The organism is Pimelobacter simplex, assembly GCF_900114845.1.
Classification (GTDB): domain Bacteria; phylum Actinomycetota; class Actinomycetes; order Propionibacteriales; family Nocardioidaceae; genus Nocardioides; species Nocardioides simplex.
In genome coordinates, this window is the sequence record NZ_FOUK01000007.1 from 112,219 (window position 1) to 130,129 (window position 17,911).

20 protein-coding genes and 1 pseudogene are annotated in these 17,911 nt (G+C 74.9%); 11 read left to right on the top strand and 10 right to left on the bottom strand.

Going from position 1 to position 17,911, the window contains the following annotated elements; all coding sequences use genetic code 11:
• Window positions 1-188 precede the first annotated feature (188 nt).
• Together BM223_RS24805 and BM223_RS24810 are read right to left on the bottom strand one after the other, a co-directional pair.
• A complete protein-coding gene (locus BM223_RS24805; RefSeq protein WP_038680020.1) occupies window positions 189-536 on the bottom strand; it encodes an HIT domain-containing protein in 348 nt (115 codons plus the stop codon).
• Window positions 537-601: 65 nt separating this feature from the next.
• Complete coding sequence (locus BM223_RS24810; protein WP_038680022.1) at window positions 602-1,468, bottom strand: hypothetical protein; 867 nt, start codon at window positions 1,466-1,468, stop codon at window positions 602-604.
• An 87-nt stretch (window positions 1,469-1,555) separates the two neighbouring features.
• Between BM223_RS24810 and BM223_RS24815 the strand changes: the two genes are divergently transcribed.
• The 5 genes from BM223_RS24815 to BM223_RS24835 all read left to right on the top strand — a co-directional run bounded on the left by BM223_RS24815 (window position 1,556) and on the right by BM223_RS24835 (window position 5,734).
• Window positions 1,556-2,128 carry an RNA polymerase sigma factor gene (locus BM223_RS24815; RefSeq protein WP_052138810.1) on the top strand — a complete coding sequence of 191 codons (573 nt, stop codon included), beginning with the start codon at window positions 1,556-1,558 and terminating at the stop codon, window positions 2,126-2,128.
• A gap of 120 nt (window positions 2,129-2,248) precedes the next feature.
• Entirely contained in the window at window positions 2,249-2,767 is a 519-nt protein-coding gene (locus BM223_RS24820) for a SigE family RNA polymerase sigma factor (RefSeq protein ID WP_244895487.1), read from the top strand.
• On the top strand, window positions 2,764-3,726 hold the full coding sequence (locus BM223_RS24825; protein WP_038680026.1) for a hypothetical protein: 963 nt from the start codon (window positions 2,764-2,766) through the stop codon (window positions 3,724-3,726). Before BM223_RS24820 ends, BM223_RS24825 begins: the two co-directional genes overlap by 4 nt.
• Window positions 3,727-3,757: 31 nt before the next feature.
• The gene (locus BM223_RS24830) at window positions 3,758-4,675 is read left to right on the top strand and encodes a Gmad2 immunoglobulin-like domain-containing protein (RefSeq protein WP_038680028.1); all 918 of its coding nucleotides are present in this window, start codon (window positions 3,758-3,760) and stop codon (window positions 4,673-4,675) included.
• 6 nt (window positions 4,676-4,681) lie between these two features.
• Window positions 4,682-5,734 (top strand): winged helix DNA-binding domain-containing protein, encoded by a 1,053-nt coding sequence (locus BM223_RS24835; RefSeq protein ID WP_038680030.1) that lies wholly within the window; start codon window positions 4,682-4,684, stop codon window positions 5,732-5,734.
• Between the two features lie 4 nt (window positions 5,735-5,738).
• Here the strand turns inward: BM223_RS24835 and BM223_RS24840 are convergent, their stop codons facing one another.
• The 3 genes from BM223_RS24840 to hrcA are packed head-to-tail and all read right to left on the bottom strand — an operon-like array spanning window position 5,739 to window position 8,713.
• Window positions 5,739-6,482, bottom strand: a complete 744-nt coding sequence (locus BM223_RS24840; RefSeq protein ID WP_038680033.1) for a 16S rRNA (uracil(1498)-N(3))-methyltransferase — start codon at window positions 6,480-6,482, stop codon at window positions 5,739-5,741.
• A gap of 13 nt (window positions 6,483-6,495) precedes the next feature.
• Window positions 6,496-7,665, bottom strand: coding sequence for a molecular chaperone DnaJ (gene dnaJ, locus BM223_RS24845; RefSeq protein ID WP_038680034.1), 1,170 nt, complete (start codon window positions 7,663-7,665; stop codon window positions 6,496-6,498).
• A gap of 13 nt (window positions 7,666-7,678) precedes the next feature.
• Window positions 7,679-8,713 (bottom strand): heat-inducible transcriptional repressor HrcA, encoded by a 1,035-nt coding sequence (gene hrcA, locus BM223_RS24850; RefSeq protein ID WP_038680036.1) that lies wholly within the window; start codon window positions 8,711-8,713, stop codon window positions 7,679-7,681.
• A 163-nt stretch (window positions 8,714-8,876) separates the two neighbouring features.
• On the opposite strand from hrcA, the gene BM223_RS24855 reads away from it, so the two are divergent.
• From BM223_RS24855 to BM223_RS24870, 4 genes are all read left to right on the top strand, one after another.
• A complete protein-coding gene (locus BM223_RS24855; RefSeq protein WP_038680038.1) occupies window positions 8,877-9,641 on the top strand; it encodes a hypothetical protein in 765 nt (254 codons plus the stop codon).
• A gap of 154 nt (window positions 9,642-9,795) precedes the next feature.
• Window positions 9,796-10,575, top strand: a complete 780-nt coding sequence (locus tag BM223_RS24860) for an MBL fold metallo-hydrolase (RefSeq protein WP_038680040.1) — start codon at window positions 9,796-9,798, stop codon at window positions 10,573-10,575.
• 39 nt (window positions 10,576-10,614) lie between these two features.
• Window positions 10,615-11,136, top strand: a complete 522-nt coding sequence (locus BM223_RS24865) for a hypothetical protein (RefSeq protein WP_038680042.1) — start codon at window positions 10,615-10,617, stop codon at window positions 11,134-11,136.
• 11 nt (window positions 11,137-11,147) lie between these two features.
• Window positions 11,148-11,990 (top strand): DUF3097 domain-containing protein, encoded by an 843-nt coding sequence (locus BM223_RS24870; protein ID WP_038680044.1) that lies wholly within the window; start codon window positions 11,148-11,150, stop codon window positions 11,988-11,990.
• Window positions 11,991-12,071: 81 nt separating this feature from the next.
• On the opposite strand, the pseudogene BM223_RS30270 reads toward BM223_RS24870, so the two are convergent.
• Window positions 12,072-12,398: pseudogene (locus BM223_RS30270) on the bottom strand (EamA family transporter); the annotation flags it as partial.
• A gap of 4 nt (window positions 12,399-12,402) precedes the next feature.
• On the opposite strand from BM223_RS30270, the gene BM223_RS30275 reads away from it, so the two are divergent.
• Entirely contained in the window at window positions 12,403-12,729 is a 327-nt protein-coding gene (locus tag BM223_RS30275; RefSeq protein WP_052138811.1) for a hypothetical protein, read from the top strand.
• A 229-nt stretch (window positions 12,730-12,958) separates the two neighbouring features.
• Window positions 12,959-14,443, top strand: coding sequence for a MocR-like pyridoxine biosynthesis transcription factor PdxR (pdxR, locus tag BM223_RS24880; RefSeq protein ID WP_052138812.1), 1,485 nt, complete (start codon window positions 12,959-12,961; stop codon window positions 14,441-14,443).
• Here pdxR and BM223_RS24885 read toward each other — a convergent pair.
• From BM223_RS24885 to hemW, 4 genes are all read right to left on the bottom strand, one after another.
• Complete coding sequence (locus tag BM223_RS24885) at window positions 14,361-14,585, bottom strand: DUF6752 domain-containing protein (RefSeq protein WP_141267479.1); 225 nt, start codon at window positions 14,583-14,585, stop codon at window positions 14,361-14,363. The genes pdxR and BM223_RS24885 overlap by 83 nt on opposite strands.
• Window positions 14,582-16,126, bottom strand: a complete 1,545-nt coding sequence (locus BM223_RS24890; protein WP_038680047.1) for a methyltransferase domain-containing protein — start codon at window positions 16,124-16,126, stop codon at window positions 14,582-14,584. The genes BM223_RS24885 and BM223_RS24890 overlap by 4 nt, the downstream gene beginning before the upstream one ends.
• Complete coding sequence (locus BM223_RS24895; RefSeq protein WP_038680048.1) at window positions 16,123-16,557, bottom strand: FAD synthase family protein; 435 nt, start codon at window positions 16,555-16,557, stop codon at window positions 16,123-16,125. The genes BM223_RS24890 and BM223_RS24895 overlap by 4 nt, the downstream gene beginning before the upstream one ends.
• A gap of 125 nt (window positions 16,558-16,682) precedes the next feature.
• On the bottom strand, window positions 16,683-17,894 hold the full coding sequence (hemW, locus tag BM223_RS24900) for a radical SAM family heme chaperone HemW (RefSeq protein WP_038680050.1): 1,212 nt from the start codon (window positions 17,892-17,894) through the stop codon (window positions 16,683-16,685).
• Window positions 17,895-17,911 lie beyond the last annotated feature (17 nt).

A 17,911-nucleotide genomic window follows, 5' to 3' on the forward strand; every position in this document is an offset into this window, starting at 1 on the left:
GGCGGCCTTTCAGGAACGGCGACGGTGCCCCTCCATGGTAGTTGGCGAGGCCCCGTCACGCCCACTCGTTTGGTCGGGGGCAGTTTCACCGCCTAAGCGGTGAAACTGGGCGTTGGCCCACGAAACTCCCTCGGCAAACGGCAGTTTCACCGCCTAGGCGGTGAAACTGCCGTATGTGACGAGCCCGCTCAGCCCGGCGGCCAGGTCATCGGCCGGCCTGCCAGCACGTGGCAGTGCGTGTGGAAGACGGTCTGGCCGACGCCGGCGCCGGTGTTGAAGACGAGGCGGTAGTCGTCGTACCCCTCGGCGGTGGCGACGGCGCGCGCGGTGGTCGCGATCTCGGCGAACATCTCCGGGTCGGCGTGGGCCGAGGCGGCGGCGTTCGGCTCGTGGTCGCGCGGGACGACGAGCACGTGCAGCGGCGCCTGCGGGTTGATGTCGCGGAAGGCGAGGGTGCGCTCGCCCGTGTGGACGATGTCGCCGGGGATGTCGCCGGCGACGATCTTGCAGAAGAGGCAGTCCGGATCGGCAGTCACGGCGTCCAGCCTAGGGCGTGCCACCGGCCGCGCTCACCACTCCCAGGGTGCGCCGCTCCCCGGGCTCACCACTCCCAGCGCACGCCCAGGTACCCGGGCCCGAAGGCGGTCTGCCGGTAGTGCACGCTGCGCCCGCCGTCGAGGTCCACGGGCCAGGCGTGGCGCAGGCCGCCCTCCTGGAAGTAGACCCAGCACCGGCTCGGCACCTTGTCCGGGTGGAAGCGGACCCAGACGAGGGCCTCCTCCAGGCGCTGCTCGGCGGCCAGCGCGTAGTCCGTCTCGAGGTCGAGCCCGTGGGCGCGCCGGGCCTCGATCTCGGTGATCGTCGACTCGCCGAGGGCCAGGGGGCGCTCGAAGACGAGGCGGCTGCCGCGGATGCCGTTCTCGAGGTCGCTGATCTCCTCGATCGAGCAGCCGGCGACGGCCTCCATGACGATGTCGTTCTCCTGGGTGCCGACGTCCGGGCCGACGAAGAGCGTGACGCCGTCGACGCCCTCGCGGTCGGCGACGAGGACCTGGCGCACCCGGGCACGCTGGATCTCGCCCTGCGCCCCGACGTCGACGACCAGGTGCGACGAGACCCGGCAGACGTCCTCCTCGCCGATCACGGCGTCGACGGCGGGGTCGCCGAGCAGCTCGTCGAAGGGCTCGACCGCCCCCACCCGCCGGCGCATCCGGCCGGAGAGCCGGCGGCTCAGCGCGCCCTGCTCGAGCCCCAGCAGGGCCTCCAGCTCGGGGATCGCCTCGAGCGACGCCGATCGCTCCGGCTCGCGCTGGCCCGAGCGCCAGTACGACAGCGCGGTCAGCGACACCGGGTGGCCGCGGTCGGCGAGGCGGTCGCGCAGGTGGGTGAGCGTGGCGCCGCGCCGCTCCATCGCGGCGCCGAGCGCGTCGGCGAACGTGGTCTGCAGGTCCCCGGTCCCGACTCCCATGCGGTCATCGTGGCATCACATCGAGTCGGGTGGAATGTGAAATCCCGCTACCTAGCCTCCTCTCCTCAACGACGGAGGGGACAGATCATGGGGATCGATGAACTGACGGACGAGAAGCTCGCCGACCGGGTCCGCCGGGGCGTGGACGCCGAGGAGGCGTTCGAGGAGCTGTTCCGGCGGCACCGGGCGGTGCTGCTGCGGGTGGCCCGCTCGATCGTGCCGGGCGAGGAGGAGGACGCCGTCGCCGAGGCCTACCTGGGCCTCCTGGGCGTGCTGCGCAGCGGCGGCGGCCCGTCGTACGGCGTGCGCTCGTACCTCATCGCGAGCGCGCGCAACCGCGCGCTGCGCCGGGCCTACGTGCGCGCCCGCTCGGTGGTGGCGGACGTGCCGCGGCTGCTCGAGGGCCGCGACGGCGTCGAGCCGGACCTCACCTGGGTGCACGAGGGCGACCTGCTCAGCCGCGCCTTCCGCGCGCTCACGCCGCGCCAGCAGCAGGTGCTGTGGGCCCTCGAGGTCGAGGGACGGCGCCCCCGCGAGCTGGCGCCCGTGCTGGGCTGCGACGCGGCGGCCGTCTCGGCGGTCGCGCACCGGGCCCGGCGGCGGCTGCGGGACCTCTACCTCGCGCAGCTGGCCGAGCCCGAGGTCGCCCGCGCCGGGTGACCTGCGTCGCAGCACCGAGATGCGTGTCAACCGGCACGCGGTGTGGCGCGTGGAACTACCGTGACGATCCATGCGGTGCTCGGCGCTCCCTCCCTCCCTGCCGGGGCGGAGCGACCCGTGGTGACTGATGCCGACCTGGCGATCGAGCAGCTCTACCTGGAGCACTGGCACCACCTGGTCCGGCTCTCGGTGCTGCTCGTGCGGGACCCAGGGCAGGCCGAGGAGATCGCCCAGGACGCCTTCGTCGAGCTGCACCGGCGCTGGGGCCGCCTTGACGACCCGGAGCGGGCGCCGGCGTACCTGCGCCAGACGGTGGTCAACCGGTCCCGGTCCGCACTGCGCCACCGCGGCGTCGTCCAGCGCCACCTCGCCCGCCAGCACGTCGTCGACCTGGCGCCCGCGGCCGACGAGCCGGTGCTCGCCGACAGCCGGCGCCGGCTCGTCCTCGACGCCCTGCAGCGGCTGCCCCGCCGACAGCGCGAGGTCCTCGTGCTGCGCTACTACCTCGACCTGTCCGAGGCCGAGATCGCCGAGACGCTCGGGATCAGCCGCGGCGCGGTCAAGAGCCATGCCTCGCGCGGGTCGGCCACGCTGCGTCCCCTGCTCGAAGCCCGCGACCTGAAGGGAGGCGACCGATGAGCGCCGACGAGGACGCCCAGCTGCGCGCCCTGTTCTCCGACGCCGTCGCCGACGTCGACCCGGCCGACCGGCTCGGTGAGATCCGCCGCCGGACGTCCCAGCGGCCGCGCCGCAGCCGGCGCCGCCCCCTCCTCGTCGTCCTCGGCGCGGGGACGGCGACCGCCGCCGTGGTCGCCATCACCGCCCTGGCCACCGACTTCCGCGACGACCGCGACGCCCCGGTCGCCTCCGGACCCGCCGAGTACCCCGGCGCCGTCTACTTCGTCTCCTCGACGACGCTCGGCCCCCGGCTGTTCCGAGAGTTCCAGCCGCTGCCCGCCTCGGACGACGTCGCCGTCCGCGCGCTCGACGCCCTCCAGCAGATGGAGGTCGACGCCGGCCCGGTCGACGGCGACTACGCCACCGGCTGGCCCGACGGCTCGTTCACCGCGGTCAGCGTGGACGACACCGCCATCACGGTCCAGGTCGGCGCGGTCGCGCTCGACGCGCCCGCCGGCGTCTCCCCCGACCTGGCCACGCTCGCCGTCCAGCAGGCGGTGCACACCGCCGACGCCGCCGTCGGCCGGCCGCTGCCGGTCGCCTTCGAGCGCGCCGGGACGCCGGTCGCCCGGCTGCTCGGCCGGCCGGTCGAGCTCCCCGCCGTCCGCAACACGCGGGTCGAGGCGCCGGTCAACCTCAACGACCCCGTCGAGGGGCTCGAGGTCGGCGCCGCGCTCGCGGTGCGGGGGCAGGTCACCCCGGTCGCCGCCGAGGCCGTCAGCAGGGTGTCCTGGCAGCTGGAGGACGCGAGCGGTGCGACCCAGCTCGCCGGGACGACGGCCGTCGACGCGCAGGCCTGGCAGATGACGCTCGACGTCTCCGCGCTCCCCCGCGGGCGCTACCGCATCGTCGTCTGGCCCGACCACGACGACCCCGACGTCTCCGGCGCGGTCGACACGCGGAGCTTCGTCCTCCGCTGACATCACCGAGGATCACGAAAGGATCGTCGTCATGACCTCCGCCCTTCCCCGCACCCTCGCCACGCTCGGCGGCGCCGTGCTCGCGCTCGGCCTGCTCGCCGGCTGCGGCGACGACGAGCCCGCGGCCGACAAGCCGGCGACGCCGTCCTCCAGCGCGCCCGCCAGCTCGCCCGCGGCGACCGAGGGGACCGAGACCGGCTCCCCCAGCACCGACCCGGGCGCGCCCGACCCGAGCGCGATCCCGGTCTACTACGTCGGCAAGACCCCCCAGGGCGACCGGCTCTACCGCGAGTTCACCCAGATCTCGGGCGCGGACCGGCTCGTCGCGGCCGCCGCCTCGGTGACCAGCGGCAAGCCCGTCGACCCCGACTACCGGACGAGCTGGCCCGGCGGCCGGTTCGCGTCGGTCACCCAGACGGCCGACGCGATCGTCGTCGAGGTGCCGGACGCCTCGTGGCTGCAGCCCGGCTCGCTCAAGCCGGCCCAGGCCCGGCTCGCCGTCCAGCAGCTCGTCTACACGCTGCAGGGCACCGCGGGCGCGCGGCTGCCGGTCCAGGTCCAGCAGGACGGCAAGCCCGCCCCCACGCTGCTCGGCGTCGACGCGTCGAAGGGTCTCACCGCCGCGCCGGAGCTCGACGTGCTCGCGCTGGTCAACGTCACCGAGCCCGCCGAGGGCACCGCCGTCGACGGGAAGTTCACCGCCGAGGGCCGGGCCAGCTCGTTCGAGGCGACCGTGCCGTGGGAGATCCAGGACGCCACCGGCAAGGTCGTCCAGCAGGGCTTCACCACCGCCGAGGGCTGGGCCGACAAGCTCTACCCGTGGTCGACGAAGGTCGACGTCAGCGCGCTCCCCCCGGGCCAGTACACGTTCATCGCCCGCACCGACGACCCGTCGGACGGCGAGGGCGGCGGCCCCACCGAGGACACCAAGCGGATCACCGTGAAGTGACCTGACGTGAGGTTCTCCCGCGCCCGGCTCAACCGGACCCTTCTCCTGCGCCAGCACCTGCTGGAGCGGGTCGCGCTGAGCCCGGCGGAGATGGTCGGGCACCTGGTCGGGCTCCAGGCGCAGGAGTCGCTGCCGCCGTACCTGTCGCTGGCGGCGCGGCTCGACGACCTCGACCCTCACGCGGTGAGCGCGGCGATCGAGGACCGCTCGCTCGTGCGGGTGCTCAGCCTGCGCGACACCGTCCACCTGCACCTGCCGGACGACGCGGTGACCCTGCCGGTCTGGGCCGCGCCGGTCCGCGAGCGCGAGATCAGGGCGAGCCAGACCATCGGGTCGGCCCGTGAGGTCGACCGCGCCGCGTTCTCGGCGGCGGTCCACGAGGTCCTTGCCGACGGTCCGCTCCCCCAGCGCCGGCTCGGCGCCGCCCTGGCCGAGCGCTTCCCGGACTACACCGCCACCCAGCTGGGCCAGGTCGCCCGGGTCGCGGAGGTGCTCGCCCAGCTCCCGCCGCGCGGCTGCTGGAAGCCGTCCGGCTCGACGGCGGTCGCCTACGACCTCGCCGACCGCTGGACCGGCCTCCCGCTGGCCGAGCCCGACGTGCCCGCGCTGGTACGCAGGTTCCTGCGCGCCTACGGTCCCGGCACCGCGGCCGACGTCACGGCCTGGTCGGGAATCACCCGCCTGGGCCCGGTGGTCAAGGCGATGGACGACCTCGTCGTCCACGAGGACGACGACGGCAAGGCGCTCTACGACGTCCCGGACGCGCCGGTCGCCGACGAGGACGCCCCGGCACCGGTCCGCCTGTTCGGCACCTACGACAACCTGTGGCTCTCGCACGCCTCCCGCGACCGGGTGATGGCACCCGAGCACCGGCGGCTGTGGATGGGTGTCAACGGCGCCCAGGCCATGTCGATCCACGTCGACGGCTGGTTCACCGGGCTCTGGCGGGCCGAGGAGGGCCGGGTCGTCGTGGTCGAGATGGTCCGCGAGCTCAGCCGCACCGAGCGGGCCGACCTGGACGACGAGATCGCGCGGGTCGAGGCACTGCTCGCGCGCTGAGCGCTCAGTCGCCCCAGCGCGGCGTCCGGACCAGCAGCGCGGCGACGGCGGCCACTCCGGCGGTCGAGGTGCGGAGCACCTCGGTGCCCAGCCGGACCGACACGGCGCCGACATCGACCAGGCGGGCCACCTCGTCGTCGGTCAGCCCGCCCTCGGGGCCGACGACGACCAGCAGCTCGCCGTCGTCGGGCAGCGCGAGCGCGCCGAGCGGCTCGGCGGCGTCCTCGTGCAGGACGATGGCGACGTCGGCCTCGCCGACGAGCGCGGCGACCTCGTCGGTGGTCGCCAGCGGGACCACCTGGGGGTGCCAGGCGCGGCGGGACTGCTTGGCGGCCTCGCGGGCGGTGGCCTGCCACTTGGCGAGGGACTTCGCGGCGCGCTCGCCCTTCCAGACCGCGACGCTGCGCGCGGCCGCCCAGGGGACGATCCGGGCGACGCCGATCTCGGTGAGCACCTCGACGGCGAGCTCGCCCCGCTCGCCCTTGGGCAGCGCCTGGACGACGGTCACCCGCGGCCGCGGCTCGGCGTGGTCGGTCACGTCGGTGACCCGCGCGGTGAAGGAGCGCTTGGTGGTCGCGCTCACCTCGGCGGTCGCGACCCGGCCCCAGCCGTCGGCGAGCTGGAGCCCCTCACCCACCCGCAGCCGCCGCACGACGACCGCGTGGTGGGCCTCGTCGCCGTCGACGAGCACCTCGTCACCGGCGCGCACGGACTCCAGCGAGGGCACCAGGTGCTGCGGGAGCGTCATCGGGCGCCCGGGCTCAGTGGGCGGTGAACGCGTCGCGCAGGCGGCCGAAGACGGACTTGTGCGGGGGCCGGACGTCGCCGGTCGGCTGCTCCTCGCCACGGATCGCGGCGAGCTCGCGGAGCAGCTCCTCCTGGCGCGGGTCGAGCCGCGAGGGGGTCTCGACGGCCACGGTGACGGCGAGGTCGCCGCGCCCGCCGCGCAGCCCGGGCACGCCGCGGCCGCGCAGCACGACCTGGTGGCCGGACTGGGTGCCGGGCGGGACGCCGAGCTCGAACGAGGTCTCGACGCCGGAGTCGGCGCCGCTCTCGAGGTCGGCCTCGAGCGTGGGCAGGTGCAGCGTCGTCCCGAGGGCGGCGGCGGTCATGGGGACCGAGACCGTGCAGTGCAGGTCGTTGCCGTGGCGCTCGAACATCTCGTGGGGCGCGACGTGGATCTCGACGTAGAGGTCGCCGGCGGGGCCGCCACCGGGGCCGACCTCGCCCTGCTCGCTGAGCTGGACCCGGGTGCCGTTGTCGACGCCGGCCGGGATCTTGACGGTGAGGGTGCGGCGCGAGCGGACCCGGCCGTCGCCCGCGCACTCGCGGCACGGGTCGGGGATGATCGTGCCGAAGCCGCGGCAGGCCGCGCAGGGGCGCAGCGTGCGGATCTCGCCGAGGAACGAGCGCTGCACGTGGGCGACCTCGCCCATGCCGTGGCAGGTCTCGCAGGGCACCGGGTGGGTGCCCGGCGCGGTGCCCTCGCCGCTGCAGGTCGAGCAGCGCACCGCGGTGTCGACCTTGAGCTCGCGCGAGACGCCGAACGCGGCCTCGGCCAGCTCGACCTCGAGCCGGATCAGCGCGTCCTGGCCGCGGCGCACCCGCGGACGGGGACCGCGTCCGGCCTGCTGGCCGCCCCCGGCGCCGCCGAAGAAGGCGTCCATGATGTCGGTGAACGAGAAGCCCGCGCCCTGGCCGCCGAAGCCGGCGCCGCCGAACATGTCGCCGCCGCGGTCGAACGCCGCCCGCTTCTGCGGGTCGGAGAGGACCTCGTAGGCCGCGGTGACCTGCTTGAACCGCTCCTGGCTCTCGGGGTCGGGGTTGACGTCGGGGTGCAGCTGCCGGGCCAGCTTGCGGTAGGCCTTCTTGATGGTGTCGGCGTCGGCCTCGCGGTCGACACCCAGCAGCTCGTACGGGTCGTGGCTCACGTGGGTTGCTCTCTCAGCTCTCGTCGAGGATGCGGGAGACGTAGCGCGCGACCGCGCGCACCGCCGCCATCGTTCCGGGATAGTCCATGCGGGTGGGGCCGACGATGCCGAGCGCCGCCAGCGCGTCGTCGGGGCCGTAGCCGGTGGCGACGACGCTGGTCGAGGCCAGCTCCTCGAAGGGCCCCTCGGCGCCGATGCGCACCGTGACCGCACCGCCGCTCGTCGCCTCGCCCAGCAGCTTGAGCAGCACGACGTGCTCCTCGATCGCCTCGAGCAGCGGGCGCACCGACGTCTCGAAGCTGTCGCCGAAGCGGGCGAGGTTGGCCGTGCCGCCCACGATCACGCGCTCGTCGGAGCGGTGGTCGCTCATCGCCTCGACCAGCGCCTCGACGACGGCGAGCGCCGCGGCGGAGGGGGCCGGGGCGCGCTCGTCGTCGTCGGCCGGGCGCACGAGCGCGTCGAGCGCGGTGGCGGCGTCGGCGATCACCTCGCCGGTGGCGGCGAGGTTGATCCGGGAGCGCAGGGCGGCGAGCTCGTCGTCGGCGAGGGCCGCCTCGAGCTCGACCACGCGCTGCTCGACCCGGCCGGAGCTGAGGATCAGCACCAGCAGCAGCCGGGTGGGGGTGAGCGCGACGATCTCGACGTGGCGCACCGTGGAGCGCGACAGCGAGGGGTACTGGACGACGGCGACCTGGCGGGTCAGCTGGGCCAGCAGCCGGACCGAGCGGTGCACGACGTCGTCGAGGTCGACGGCGCCGTCGAGGAAGCTCGCGATCGCCCGCCGCTCGGCCGAGGTGGTCGGCTTGACCGTGGAGAGCCGGTCGACGAAGAGCCGGTAGCCCTTGTCGGTCGGCACCCGGCCCGCGCTCGTGTGCGGCTGGTGGAGGTAGCCCTCCTCCTCCAGCGCGGCCATGTCGTTGCGGATCGTCGCCGGCGACACGTTGAGGTGGTGGCGCTCGACGAGCGTCTTGGAGCCGACCGGCTCCTCGGTCGCCACGTAGTCCTCGACGATCGCACGCAGCACGGCGAGCCTGCGCTCCTCCTGCATGCCACCTCCCTGGATCCGTCGCTCGGGTGCACCACTTGGCACTCCACCGCAGTGAGTGCCAATGCTACCGCCGCCGTCCACGAAAGGACGGACCCTGGCCTCCAGGCGGTTGCGTAGGTTAGGCTCACCTAAGCAACCACGAACGACGGCGAAGGAGCGGCACGTGACCCTCGACCCCGGGACGCACACCGAGACCACCCGGCTCGACGCCCAGCGGCTCGCCGCGGCGGCGCGCAGCATCCTCGCCTGCCCGCGCGACGTCCAGCTGGTCGTCGATGGCATCGACGACGTCACCGCCGGCCTCGACGACGACCGCCTCGAGATGCAGGACCACGGCGGCCGCCCCGTCTTCAGCTGCCCGGCCGGCTCCGCGCTCGCCATCGCCGCCACCGACCGGCGGGGCGCCCTGCTCACCCTCGGCAGCGGCCTGGGCCCCGACGGCTCCCCCGACCGCGACGCCACCCTGACCCTCTCCGGGCGGCTCGAGGCCTCCGGTCTCGAGCAGTGCGAGTGCTGCGACGAGGTCCGGATGCGGATCGCGCTGCACCTCGACTTCGTGCTCCTCACCCGCACCGGGCTGCCGTCCGCGGCGCCCGGCGCGCCGGACGCCGTCCGGATCCGGGTGCCGCTGGGCGCCTTCACGTCCCCCGACCACGAGCTCAACCGCGGCTTCCTCCAGCGCTCCACCGAGCACGCCAACCTGTGCCACCAGGACGAGCTGCGCCGCGCCGTCGCCGGCCTCACCCAGACCCGCCTCGGCGAGGTGCTCGGCGTCCACCTCACCGGCCTGCGCCCCGACGGCGTCACCCTCCAGTGGGTCGACCCCACCGGCGCCCACCTGACCGAGCTCCGCTTCCCCCACCCCGCCACCTCCACCCACGAGCTCGGCGAGCTCCTGCGCTCCGAGCTCCACTCCGGCCTCTGCTGACCCGCGAAGGAGCACGTTCCGGCGGGCGAAGTGACACGAACCGGCGGCCGAGATCTCCGCGGTCCGGGAGTCGGTGCCGGTTCATGCTCCCTCGTACGCCGGTTCGTGCTCCTTCGCGCGCCGGTTCGTGCTCCTTCGCGGCTACGGTGGGCTCGTGCCCGCATTCACCGAGGTAGCCGACCGGGTCTGGGTCCGCCGCGTCCCCTCGTACGACGTCAACCTGGTCGTCGTCGGGGGCGAGCGCGGGCTCGTGGTGGTCGACACGCTGGCGAGCGCCGCGGAGGCGCGGGCGGCGATCGCCGCGATCGGCGACCTCGGCGCCGGGCGGGTGGTGGCGGTGGTCAACACCCACGACCACTTCGACCACGTGCTGGGCAACGGCACCTTCCGCGACCAGTACGACGGCATCCCGGTCCACGCCACCGAGGAGGCCGCCGCCCGCACCGACCCGGCCGCGCCCCCCGCCGACACGACGTTCGCCAGCGCCGCCGTGATCGACCTCGGCGACCGCCAGCTCGAGCTCGTCCACCTGGGCCGCGGGCACACGGCGGGCGACCTCGTCGTCCGGGTGCCGGACGCCGACGTCCTCCTCGCGGGCGACCTGGTCGAGGAGTCGGCGCCGCCGGCGCTGGGCCGGGACTCCTACCCGCTCGACTGGCCGGCCACGCTCGACCTCGCGCTGGGCATGACGACGTCGCGCACGGTCGTCGTACCGGGGCACGGGAAGGTGGTCGACCGGCGCTTCGTCGAGGACCAGTGCGACGAGCTGCGCACGGTGGCCGAGACGATCCGCGACCTCGCCACCCGCGGGGTGCCCGAGGCCGAGGCGCTCGCCTCCGCCGAATGGCCCTACCCGGCCGACGCGCTGCACCACGCGATCCCGCGCGGCTACGCGCAGGTGCCGCGCACGCCGCGCCGGCTGCCGCTCGTCTGAATCGGCCCGCGCGCGCCCGGACCCGCCTAGGCTGCGCCCATGGCAGCGGTCGTGATCGGTCGCGTGGGCACCGACGTCGTCGTCGTCCCGGGCGAGGTGTGCGTGAAGACGGGCGTCCGGACGCGCGAGTTCGTCGTCCTCCGGGGCAGCACCACCCCGCCCTGGGTCAACGTGCTGATCATCGTCACCATCGTCGGCTGGCTGTGGGCCAGCGCGATGGCGGCGCGGCGCTACCGGGTCGAGGTGCCCTTCCTGCACCGGCACTGGGATCGCTGGCGGAGCATCCGCCGGGCCGCCCTCCTGCTCGGCCTGGTCGGCGTGATCCTGGCCTGCTGGACGTCGGTCGCCGGCGTCCCGCACTCGGCCGCCTTCCTCGGGCTCACCGTCGGCGGCGTGGTGCTCGGGGTCGGCAACAGCCTGGTCAACACGGTCGGGGTCACCCAGCGCGGCGACCTGCTCCTGCTCACCCGCGTCCACCCGGACGCCGTCGCCGCGGTCCGGGCGGGCCTGAGGCCGGCGCACCGCGTGTCCCACCCCGACGTGGAGGCCGGCTCCGCCTAAGGTGGTCCGTCGTGGATCGCTACGGGACCGACGTGCTGTCAGGCGACTGGAAGGTGCCCAAGCGGGGCCGGGCGGTCGAGACGTCCGCCGACCTCGGCCTGGTGGTCGAGGAGGTCACCACCGACTGGTGCGGCGAGATCGTCGCCGTCGACCGCGACCTCGACACGGTGACCCTCGAGGACCGGCGCCGCAAGCGGCGCACGTTCCCGCTCGGCACCGGCTTCCTGCTCGAGGGCAAGCCGGTCATCCTGGTGCCGCCCGTCACGAACGCCGGTCCGGTCAAGCCGACCCGCACCGCCAGCGGCTCGATCGCCGTCCACGACGCGAAGGCGCGGGTGGCCCGGGCGAGCCGGATCTTCGTCGAGGGCCGGCACGACGCCGAGCTGGTCGAGAAGGTCTGGGGCGACGACCTGCGGATCGAGGGCGTGGTCGTGGAGTACCTCGGCGGCGTCGACGACCTCGCCGACCACCTACGGCACTTCAAGCCCGCGCCGAACCGGCGGGTCGGCGTCCTCGTCGACCACCTGGTCCCCGGCTCCAAGGAGAGCCGGATCGCGCAGAACATCATGAAGTCGGACGTCGGCAAGGACGTCCTCATCGTCGGCCACCCGTTCATCGACATCTGGCAGGCGGTCAAGCCGGAGCGGCTCGGCTTCCAGGCCTGGCCGAAGGTGCCCAAGGGCATCGACTGGAAGAAGGGCACCTGCCAGCAGCTCGGCTGGCCGCACCGCGACCAGGCCGACATCGCCCGGGCGTGGAAGCACATCCTCGGCGGCGTCCGCGGCTTCCAGGACCTCGACCCCGCGCTGCTCGGCCGGGTCGAGGAGCTCATCGACTTCGTCACCGTCGGCTGAGGCCCGGCCGAACCCGATCCCGAGGCCGGCGGCGATGACGCCGATGCCCACCCAGGTCCCGTACGACGGCGCCGGGCCGCCGAGCGCCACCGCGAGCAGTGCGGCCGCCGGAGCCGCGGCACCGGCGCACAGCCCGGCCGCGCCCGGCCCGGTCCGGCCGAGTCCGACGAACCACAGGACGAAGGCGACGGCCGTGGCGATCGCGCCCAGGTAGACGGTCGCGGCCAGCGCCACGGGCTCGACGAGGGCGCCCGCCTCCGGCAGCTCGGTCGCCGCCGACAGCACCGCGAAGACCACTGCGGCGACGGCGCAGGTCGCCGCGGAGTAGGTCCACGGCCCCAGCCGGTGGAGCACCCGGGCGCCGCACAGGGTCAGCCCCGCCTCGCAGACGACGAGCAGCGCGGCCATCGCGATGCCCACCGCGTCTCCGCGTCCCGCGCCGGTCACCGCGACCGCCCCGACGGTGACGACCGCCGCGCCCAGCACGACGCGCGGCGCGGGACGGTCCCCGACCGCGAGCGGTCCGGCGACCGCGAGCACGATCGGGATGCACGCCACCGCCGCCCCGAGCAGCGCCGGCTCAGCGTGCCGGGTGCCCACGATCGTGGCCAGGTTGAAGCCGACCAGGCCGCAGGCCGCGCCGCCGGCGATCCAGACGGCGTCCGGGCGGCTCGGGCGCACGAGCCGGACCCGCAGCAGCCGGGCGAGCAGCACGATCGCGACCGTCGCGACGAGGTAGCGGAGGGCCTGCAGCCCGAGCACCGGCAGCTCGCCGGTCGCGTCGATCACCGCGACGCTGCTGCCCAGCAGGACCATCGCGGCGAGCCCGGGCCAGAGCAGGCGGGCGAGGCCGGCGGGACCAGCGGGACCGGTGCGGGCGGCGGCAGGTGCGGGACGCGTCACGCCTCGATCGTGCCGGGCCAATGGCCTACTGGTCAGGCCCATTCGACGCCGATTACATTGGTCCAATGTCCGGCCACGGCTTCCTCCTCCTCGACGCCTCCGGCGTCCCCCGAGGCCGGCGCACCGACTGGCTGGCCGACCGGCTGCGTGACGCCATCGACCGCGGCGCGCTCCCGCCCGGGACGCCGCTGCCCGCGACCCGCACCCTGGCCGCCGAGCTGGGCCTGGCCCGCAACACCGTCACCGAGGTCTACCGGCGCCTGGCCGAGGAGGCGCTCGTCACCGCTCGCGTCGGCGCGGGAACCGTCGTCTCGGCCGCACCGCCGCGGCCCCCGGCGCCGGCCCGCTCCACGGCCCCGGCCCGGGTGCCGTCCACCGAGCCGTCCTCGGAGCCGGTCGACCTCGCCACCGGCGTCCCCGACCTCGGCGCCTTCCCCCGGGCGGCCTGGCTGCGCGCCGAGCGCGTCGTCCTCGACGGCGCCTCGCGCGCCGACCTCGGCTACCCGCCGGTCGCCGGCGCCCCGGCGCTGCGGACCGCCCTCAGCGCATGGCTGGCCCGCTCCCGCGGGGTCCACGCCGCACCCGACGACGTGATCGTCACCGCCGGCGTCACCGGCGCGCTCAGCCTGCTCGCGCCCGTCCTGCTCGAGGAGGGGCACACGACGATCGGCGTGGAGGATCCCGGCGCCCAGGGAAACCGGCGCATCCTCGACTACTGGCTGCCCGAGGTCACCCATGTCGCCGTCGACGACGACGGGCTCGACGTGGCCGACCTGCGCCGCCAGGCGACCGACGCGGTCGTGGTCACCCCGGCGCACCACTACCCGACCGGCGTGGTGCTCTCCCCCGAGCGCCGGCGCGCGCTGGTCGCCTGGGCCCAGGAGGGCGAGCGGCGCCTGGTGGTCGAGGACGACTACGACGCCGAGTACCGCTACGACCGCCGGCCGGTCCGCGCCCTGCAGCCGCTCGCGCCCGACCACGTCGCCTATGTCGCGAGCCTGTCCAAGACGCTCGCCCCCGCGCTGCGCCTGGGCTGGCTGATCCCGCCGCGGCGGCTGCACGACCGCCTCGTCGAGCGCCGCTGGGCCACCGACCTCGGCTCCCCCGCCGTTCCCCAGCTGGTCCTGGCCGAGCTGCTGCGCTCGGGCGCGCTCGAGCGGCACCTGCGCACCATGCGCGGGCGGCACCGGACCCGCCGGGACGCCGCCGTCTCTGCGATCCACGAGCACCTGCCGGGCCTGCGGGTGACCGGCATCGCCGCCGGGCTGCACGTCGTCGTCCTGCTGCCCGAGCACCTGGACGACGAGCAGGTCGCCGCGAGAGCCCGCGACGCCGGCGTGCTGGTCCAGCCGCTCAGCGTGCACCGCGGGCGACCGGGGCCGCCCGGACTGGTGCTCAGCTATGCCGCGCACCCGCCCGCGCGGTTCGCCGCGGCGGTCGCCGTGCTTGCGACCGTGGTCGGTCCGGCTAGAGGCCGGTCCGGAACCGCCCCAGCACCTCGTCGACCCGCTCCTGGTCGCGCGCCTCGAGCGGGATCAGCAGCTCGGTGACGACGTCGGTCAGCTCGGCGATCCGCCGGTTGAGCTGACGGTTCTCCTGCACCTCGGCCTCCAGCACGCGCACCCGCTCGCGCAGCGTTCCGCGCTCGCGGATCTTGGCGCGGACGCGGTGGGCCAGCTCGGTCGTCGTCATCGCTTCTCCTGGGAGTCGGGCGCCGGCCAGGCGGCGCGGATCCGGCACACGGCCGGGTCGGGCAGGTCGAACATGTCGTCGCCGGGTCCCACGGTCAGGTGCTCGACGACGCCGCCGGAGGCCTCGATGCCCGCGCGCACGACGTCGACAGGCACCCGGCGGACCAGTCCGTCGGACGGTCCCGGCTCACCGGCGGCGAGCTCGAGGAAGAGCCGGCCGCCGCTGGGGCGCAGCGCCATCCGGGACAGCAGCCAGAGCTGGTCGAGGGCAGCCGTGTCGAGGCAGCCGACGAGGTGGCGGGCGTAGAGGTCGTGCGGGTCGCGGGCGAGCCGGGTGCCGTGGGCGAGCGTCGAGCGCAGCTCGCCGAGGATCAGCTGGTCGACCTCGACCTCCAGCCCGCGGCGCTTCGCCCGGCGCCGGACCACGCCCAGGCTGCCCCGGGAGAAGTCCACCGCCCCCGTACGACGACCCTGCCGCGCGAACCACAGCGCGTCCCGGCCGGTCCCGGTGCCGACGTCGAGCACCGCGCGCCCGTCGCCGAGCTGCGGCGCCACCCACTCCGCGAAGGACGACGGCCCGGCCGGCACGGCGGAGCGCCGCGGGCCGTTGTAGAGCTCGGTCCAGCGCCCCATCTCGGTGCGGAAGCCGCGCAGCCAGCCGTCGAGGCGGCGGACGCCGGCCGGCGGGTCGGCGTACCGGAACGACGGGTCGGGCGTGCGCCACTGCGGCCCGTAGAGGAACGCGAGCATCGCCTCCGGGTCGCGCGGCACGGGGAACTCGTGGCCGTGCAGCTCGATGGTCGAGAACGGCTCGATCGCCGAGCGCGGCAGGTCGCCGCTGCGGTTGCCGAGCTGGAAGAACGTGCCGTTCACGTGGAAGGCCGCGAAGACGTCGATATGGCAGACCCGGCCGTCCGAGAGCGGCAGCAGCAGCTTGACGTCGCCGCCGGACATCCGCAGCAGCCGCCAGCCCTGCGCCCGCATCGCCCGCGTGATCCGGTAGGACTCGGCGACGATGTCGGCCGGGCTGGTGTGCTCGGACAGGTAGCAGAGGTCGGTGTCGGAGTCGTGCGCCAGCATCCGGCCCTCGCGGACCGCGCCGAGCAGCGCCCCGTAGTTGAGGTACGCCGCCACGCCGGCGTGCTCGCGCAGGTCGTCGATCGCGCGGCGGGTGCCGGCGAGGATCTCCTCGCGCACCTGCTCGTCGGTGTCGGCGAACGAGCGCGCCAGGTGCCCGACCTTGTCGACGCTGAGCCGGTGCCCTGCCCGGTCGACCACGGCCAGCTCGCCGCTGCCGGCACCGAGGCCGACCTCGTCGTCGTACAGGACGGCGGAGCCGGTCGGGTCGGTCACCCGGACCCGCCCCCGCCCGCTGAGGTAGGGCCGGAGCACACCGGGCCACGGCACGAGAACTCCCCCGGCCGCCGGCGCCCCGTCGCGCACGGGCGTGAGCGACCACACGTAGTGGCCGTCGATCTCGACCACGAGGGGGCTCTCGCCCGGGGGAACCAGCAGGCCGTCGTCAGAAACGGCGACGGTCATGACGCCCCGCGGCTCGCGAGCGCCTTGCGCAGCGCGGTCGAGGAGGTCTGCAGCGTGTAGGGGAAGTAGGTCACCTCGACGCCGAGCGCGGCCATCTGCTCCTCGAGCCGGCGTCCCTTCGCCGTGCCCTCCCAGTCGTCGCCCTTGAAGATCCGGTGGAAGCCGACGTCGCGCCACGAGTCGGTCTTGTCGGCGGTGACCTCGGCGTAGACGGCGTCCACGATGCCGATCGCCTCGACGATCTCGAGCCGCTCCTCGAGCGGCACGGTCGGGACGACGCCCTTGGTCTCGCGGCATACCTCGTCGGCCACCACACCCGCCACCAGCACGTCACACCACGGCCGCGCCTGGCGCAGCGCGTTGAGGTGACCGATGTGGAACAGGTCGAAGGCGCCCGGCACGTAGCCGATCAGGGGTCCCGACTTCTTCATAAAGTCGAGTGTAACACTAGATTTAAGTGATATTCAGGTTGACGCCGTTCGTGGTCCACGTCGTACCGGACGAAATGGTCGTGAAACCGGCACGATCACGACCATTTTGTCCGGTACGACGGGGGTCAGGCCAGCAGGCGGTGGACGACGCCGTCGGCCAGGAGCCGGCCCCGCCGGGTCAGCACGAGGCGGTCGGCCCGGTCCTCGACCAGTTCGTCGGCGACCAGCGCCTCCAGCTCGGCCCGGCCCGGCGCGTCGAGCGCCGTGACCGGCAGGCCGTCGCGCAGCCGCACCTCGAGCAGCACCCGCTCGACGCGCCGGGTCTCGGCGTCGAGGACCTCGCGCGCCTGCGCGGGGCTGACCCCCTCGCCCAGCCGGGCCGCGTACGCCTTGGGGTGCTTGACGTTCCACCAGCGCACGCCGCCGACGTGGGAGTGGGCGCCGGGGCCGATCCCCCACCAGTCCGCGCCGGTCCAGTAGCCGATGTTGTGCCGGCAGCGGGCGGCGTCGTCGCGCGCCCAGTTGGAGACCTCGTACCAGCCGAGACCGGCGGCCGCGAAGCGCTCGTCGGCCTGGAGGTACTTGTCGGCCAGGTCGTCGTCGTCGGGCATCGGCAGCTCGCCGCGGCGCACCCGGCGGGCGAGCGCGGTGCCGTCCTCGACGATCAGCGAGTACGCCGACACGTGGTCCGGCGCGCACGCGAGGGCGGCGTCGAGCGTGGTCTCCCAGTCGGCCGCGCTCTCCCCCGGCGTCCCGTAGATGAGGTCGAGGCTGATCTGCTCGAAGCCGGCCGCCCGTGCCGCCTCGACGACGCCGGGCACCCGCTCCGGGTCGTGGGTCCGGTCGAGCACGGCCAGGACGTGCGGCACCGCCGACTGCATGCCGAAGGAGACCCGGGTGAAGCCCGCCTCGCGCAGCCGCTCGAGGTAGCCGAGGTCGACCGAGTCCGGGTTGGCCTCGGTCGTCACCTCCGCCCCGGGGGCCAGGCCGAGCTCGTCGTCGATGGCCCGGACGATCCGGCCGAGGTCGTCGGGCGGGAGCAGCGTCGGCGTGCCGCCGCCGAGGAAGACGGTCTCGACCGGGCGGTCGACGTCGCCGAGCACCCGGCGGGCGAGCCGGACCTCGGCGACCGCCTGCTCGGCGTACGACGCCCGGGTGACGCCGGGGCCGAGCTCCTCGGCCGTGTAGGTGTTGAAGTCGCAGTAGCCGCAGCGCACCCGGCAGAACGGCACGTGCACGTAGACCTCGAACGGACGCCGGCCGAGCTCGGCGAGCGCGGCCGGCGGGAGCGACCCGTCGGCGGGGGCGGGATCGCCTTCGGGCAGTGCGGACGGCATCTGCCCAGTCTCCCAGC

What these genes read in the sequence shown, in the direction of transcription:
- BM223_RS24810 (WP_038680022.1), bottom strand. Translation starts at nt 1,468, where the DNA reads ATGGGAGTCGGGACCGGGGACCTGCAGACCACGTTCGCCGACGCGCTC.
- BM223_RS24815 (WP_052138810.1), top strand. Translation starts at nt 1,556, where the DNA reads ATGGGGATCGATGAACTGACGGACGAGAAGCTCGCCGACCGGGTCCGC.
- BM223_RS24825 (WP_038680026.1), top strand. Translation starts at nt 2,764, where the DNA reads ATGAGCGCCGACGAGGACGCCCAGCTGCGCGCCCTGTTCTCCGACGCC.
- BM223_RS24830 (WP_038680028.1), top strand. Translation starts at nt 3,758, where the DNA reads ATGACCTCCGCCCTTCCCCGCACCCTCGCCACGCTCGGCGGCGCCGTG.
- BM223_RS24840 (WP_038680033.1), bottom strand. Translation starts at nt 6,482, where the DNA reads ATGACGCTCCCGCAGCACCTGGTGCCCTCGCTGGAGTCCGTGCGCGCC.
- hrcA (WP_038680036.1), bottom strand. Translation starts at nt 8,713, where the DNA reads ATGCAGGAGGAGCGCAGGCTCGCCGTGCTGCGTGCGATCGTCGAGGAC.
- BM223_RS24865 (WP_038680042.1), top strand. Translation starts at nt 10,615, where the DNA reads ATGGCAGCGGTCGTGATCGGTCGCGTGGGCACCGACGTCGTCGTCGTC.
- BM223_RS30275 (WP_052138811.1), top strand. Translation starts at nt 12,403, where the DNA reads ATGCCCACCGCGTCTCCGCGTCCCGCGCCGGTCACCGCGACCGCCCCG.
- pdxR (WP_052138812.1), top strand. Translation starts at nt 12,959, where the DNA reads ATGTCCGGCCACGGCTTCCTCCTCCTCGACGCCTCCGGCGTCCCCCGA.
- BM223_RS24885 (WP_141267479.1), bottom strand. Translation starts at nt 14,585, where the DNA reads ATGACGACGACCGAGCTGGCCCACCGCGTCCGCGCCAAGATCCGCGAG.
- BM223_RS24890 (WP_038680047.1), bottom strand. Translation starts at nt 16,126, where the DNA reads ATGACCGTCGCCGTTTCTGACGACGGCCTGCTGGTTCCCCCGGGCGAG.
- BM223_RS24895 (WP_038680048.1), bottom strand. Translation starts at nt 16,557, where the DNA reads ATGAAGAAGTCGGGACCCCTGATCGGCTACGTGCCGGGCGCCTTCGAC.
- hemW (WP_038680050.1), bottom strand. Translation starts at nt 17,894, where the DNA reads ATGCCGTCCGCACTGCCCGAAGGCGATCCCGCCCCCGCCGACGGGTCG.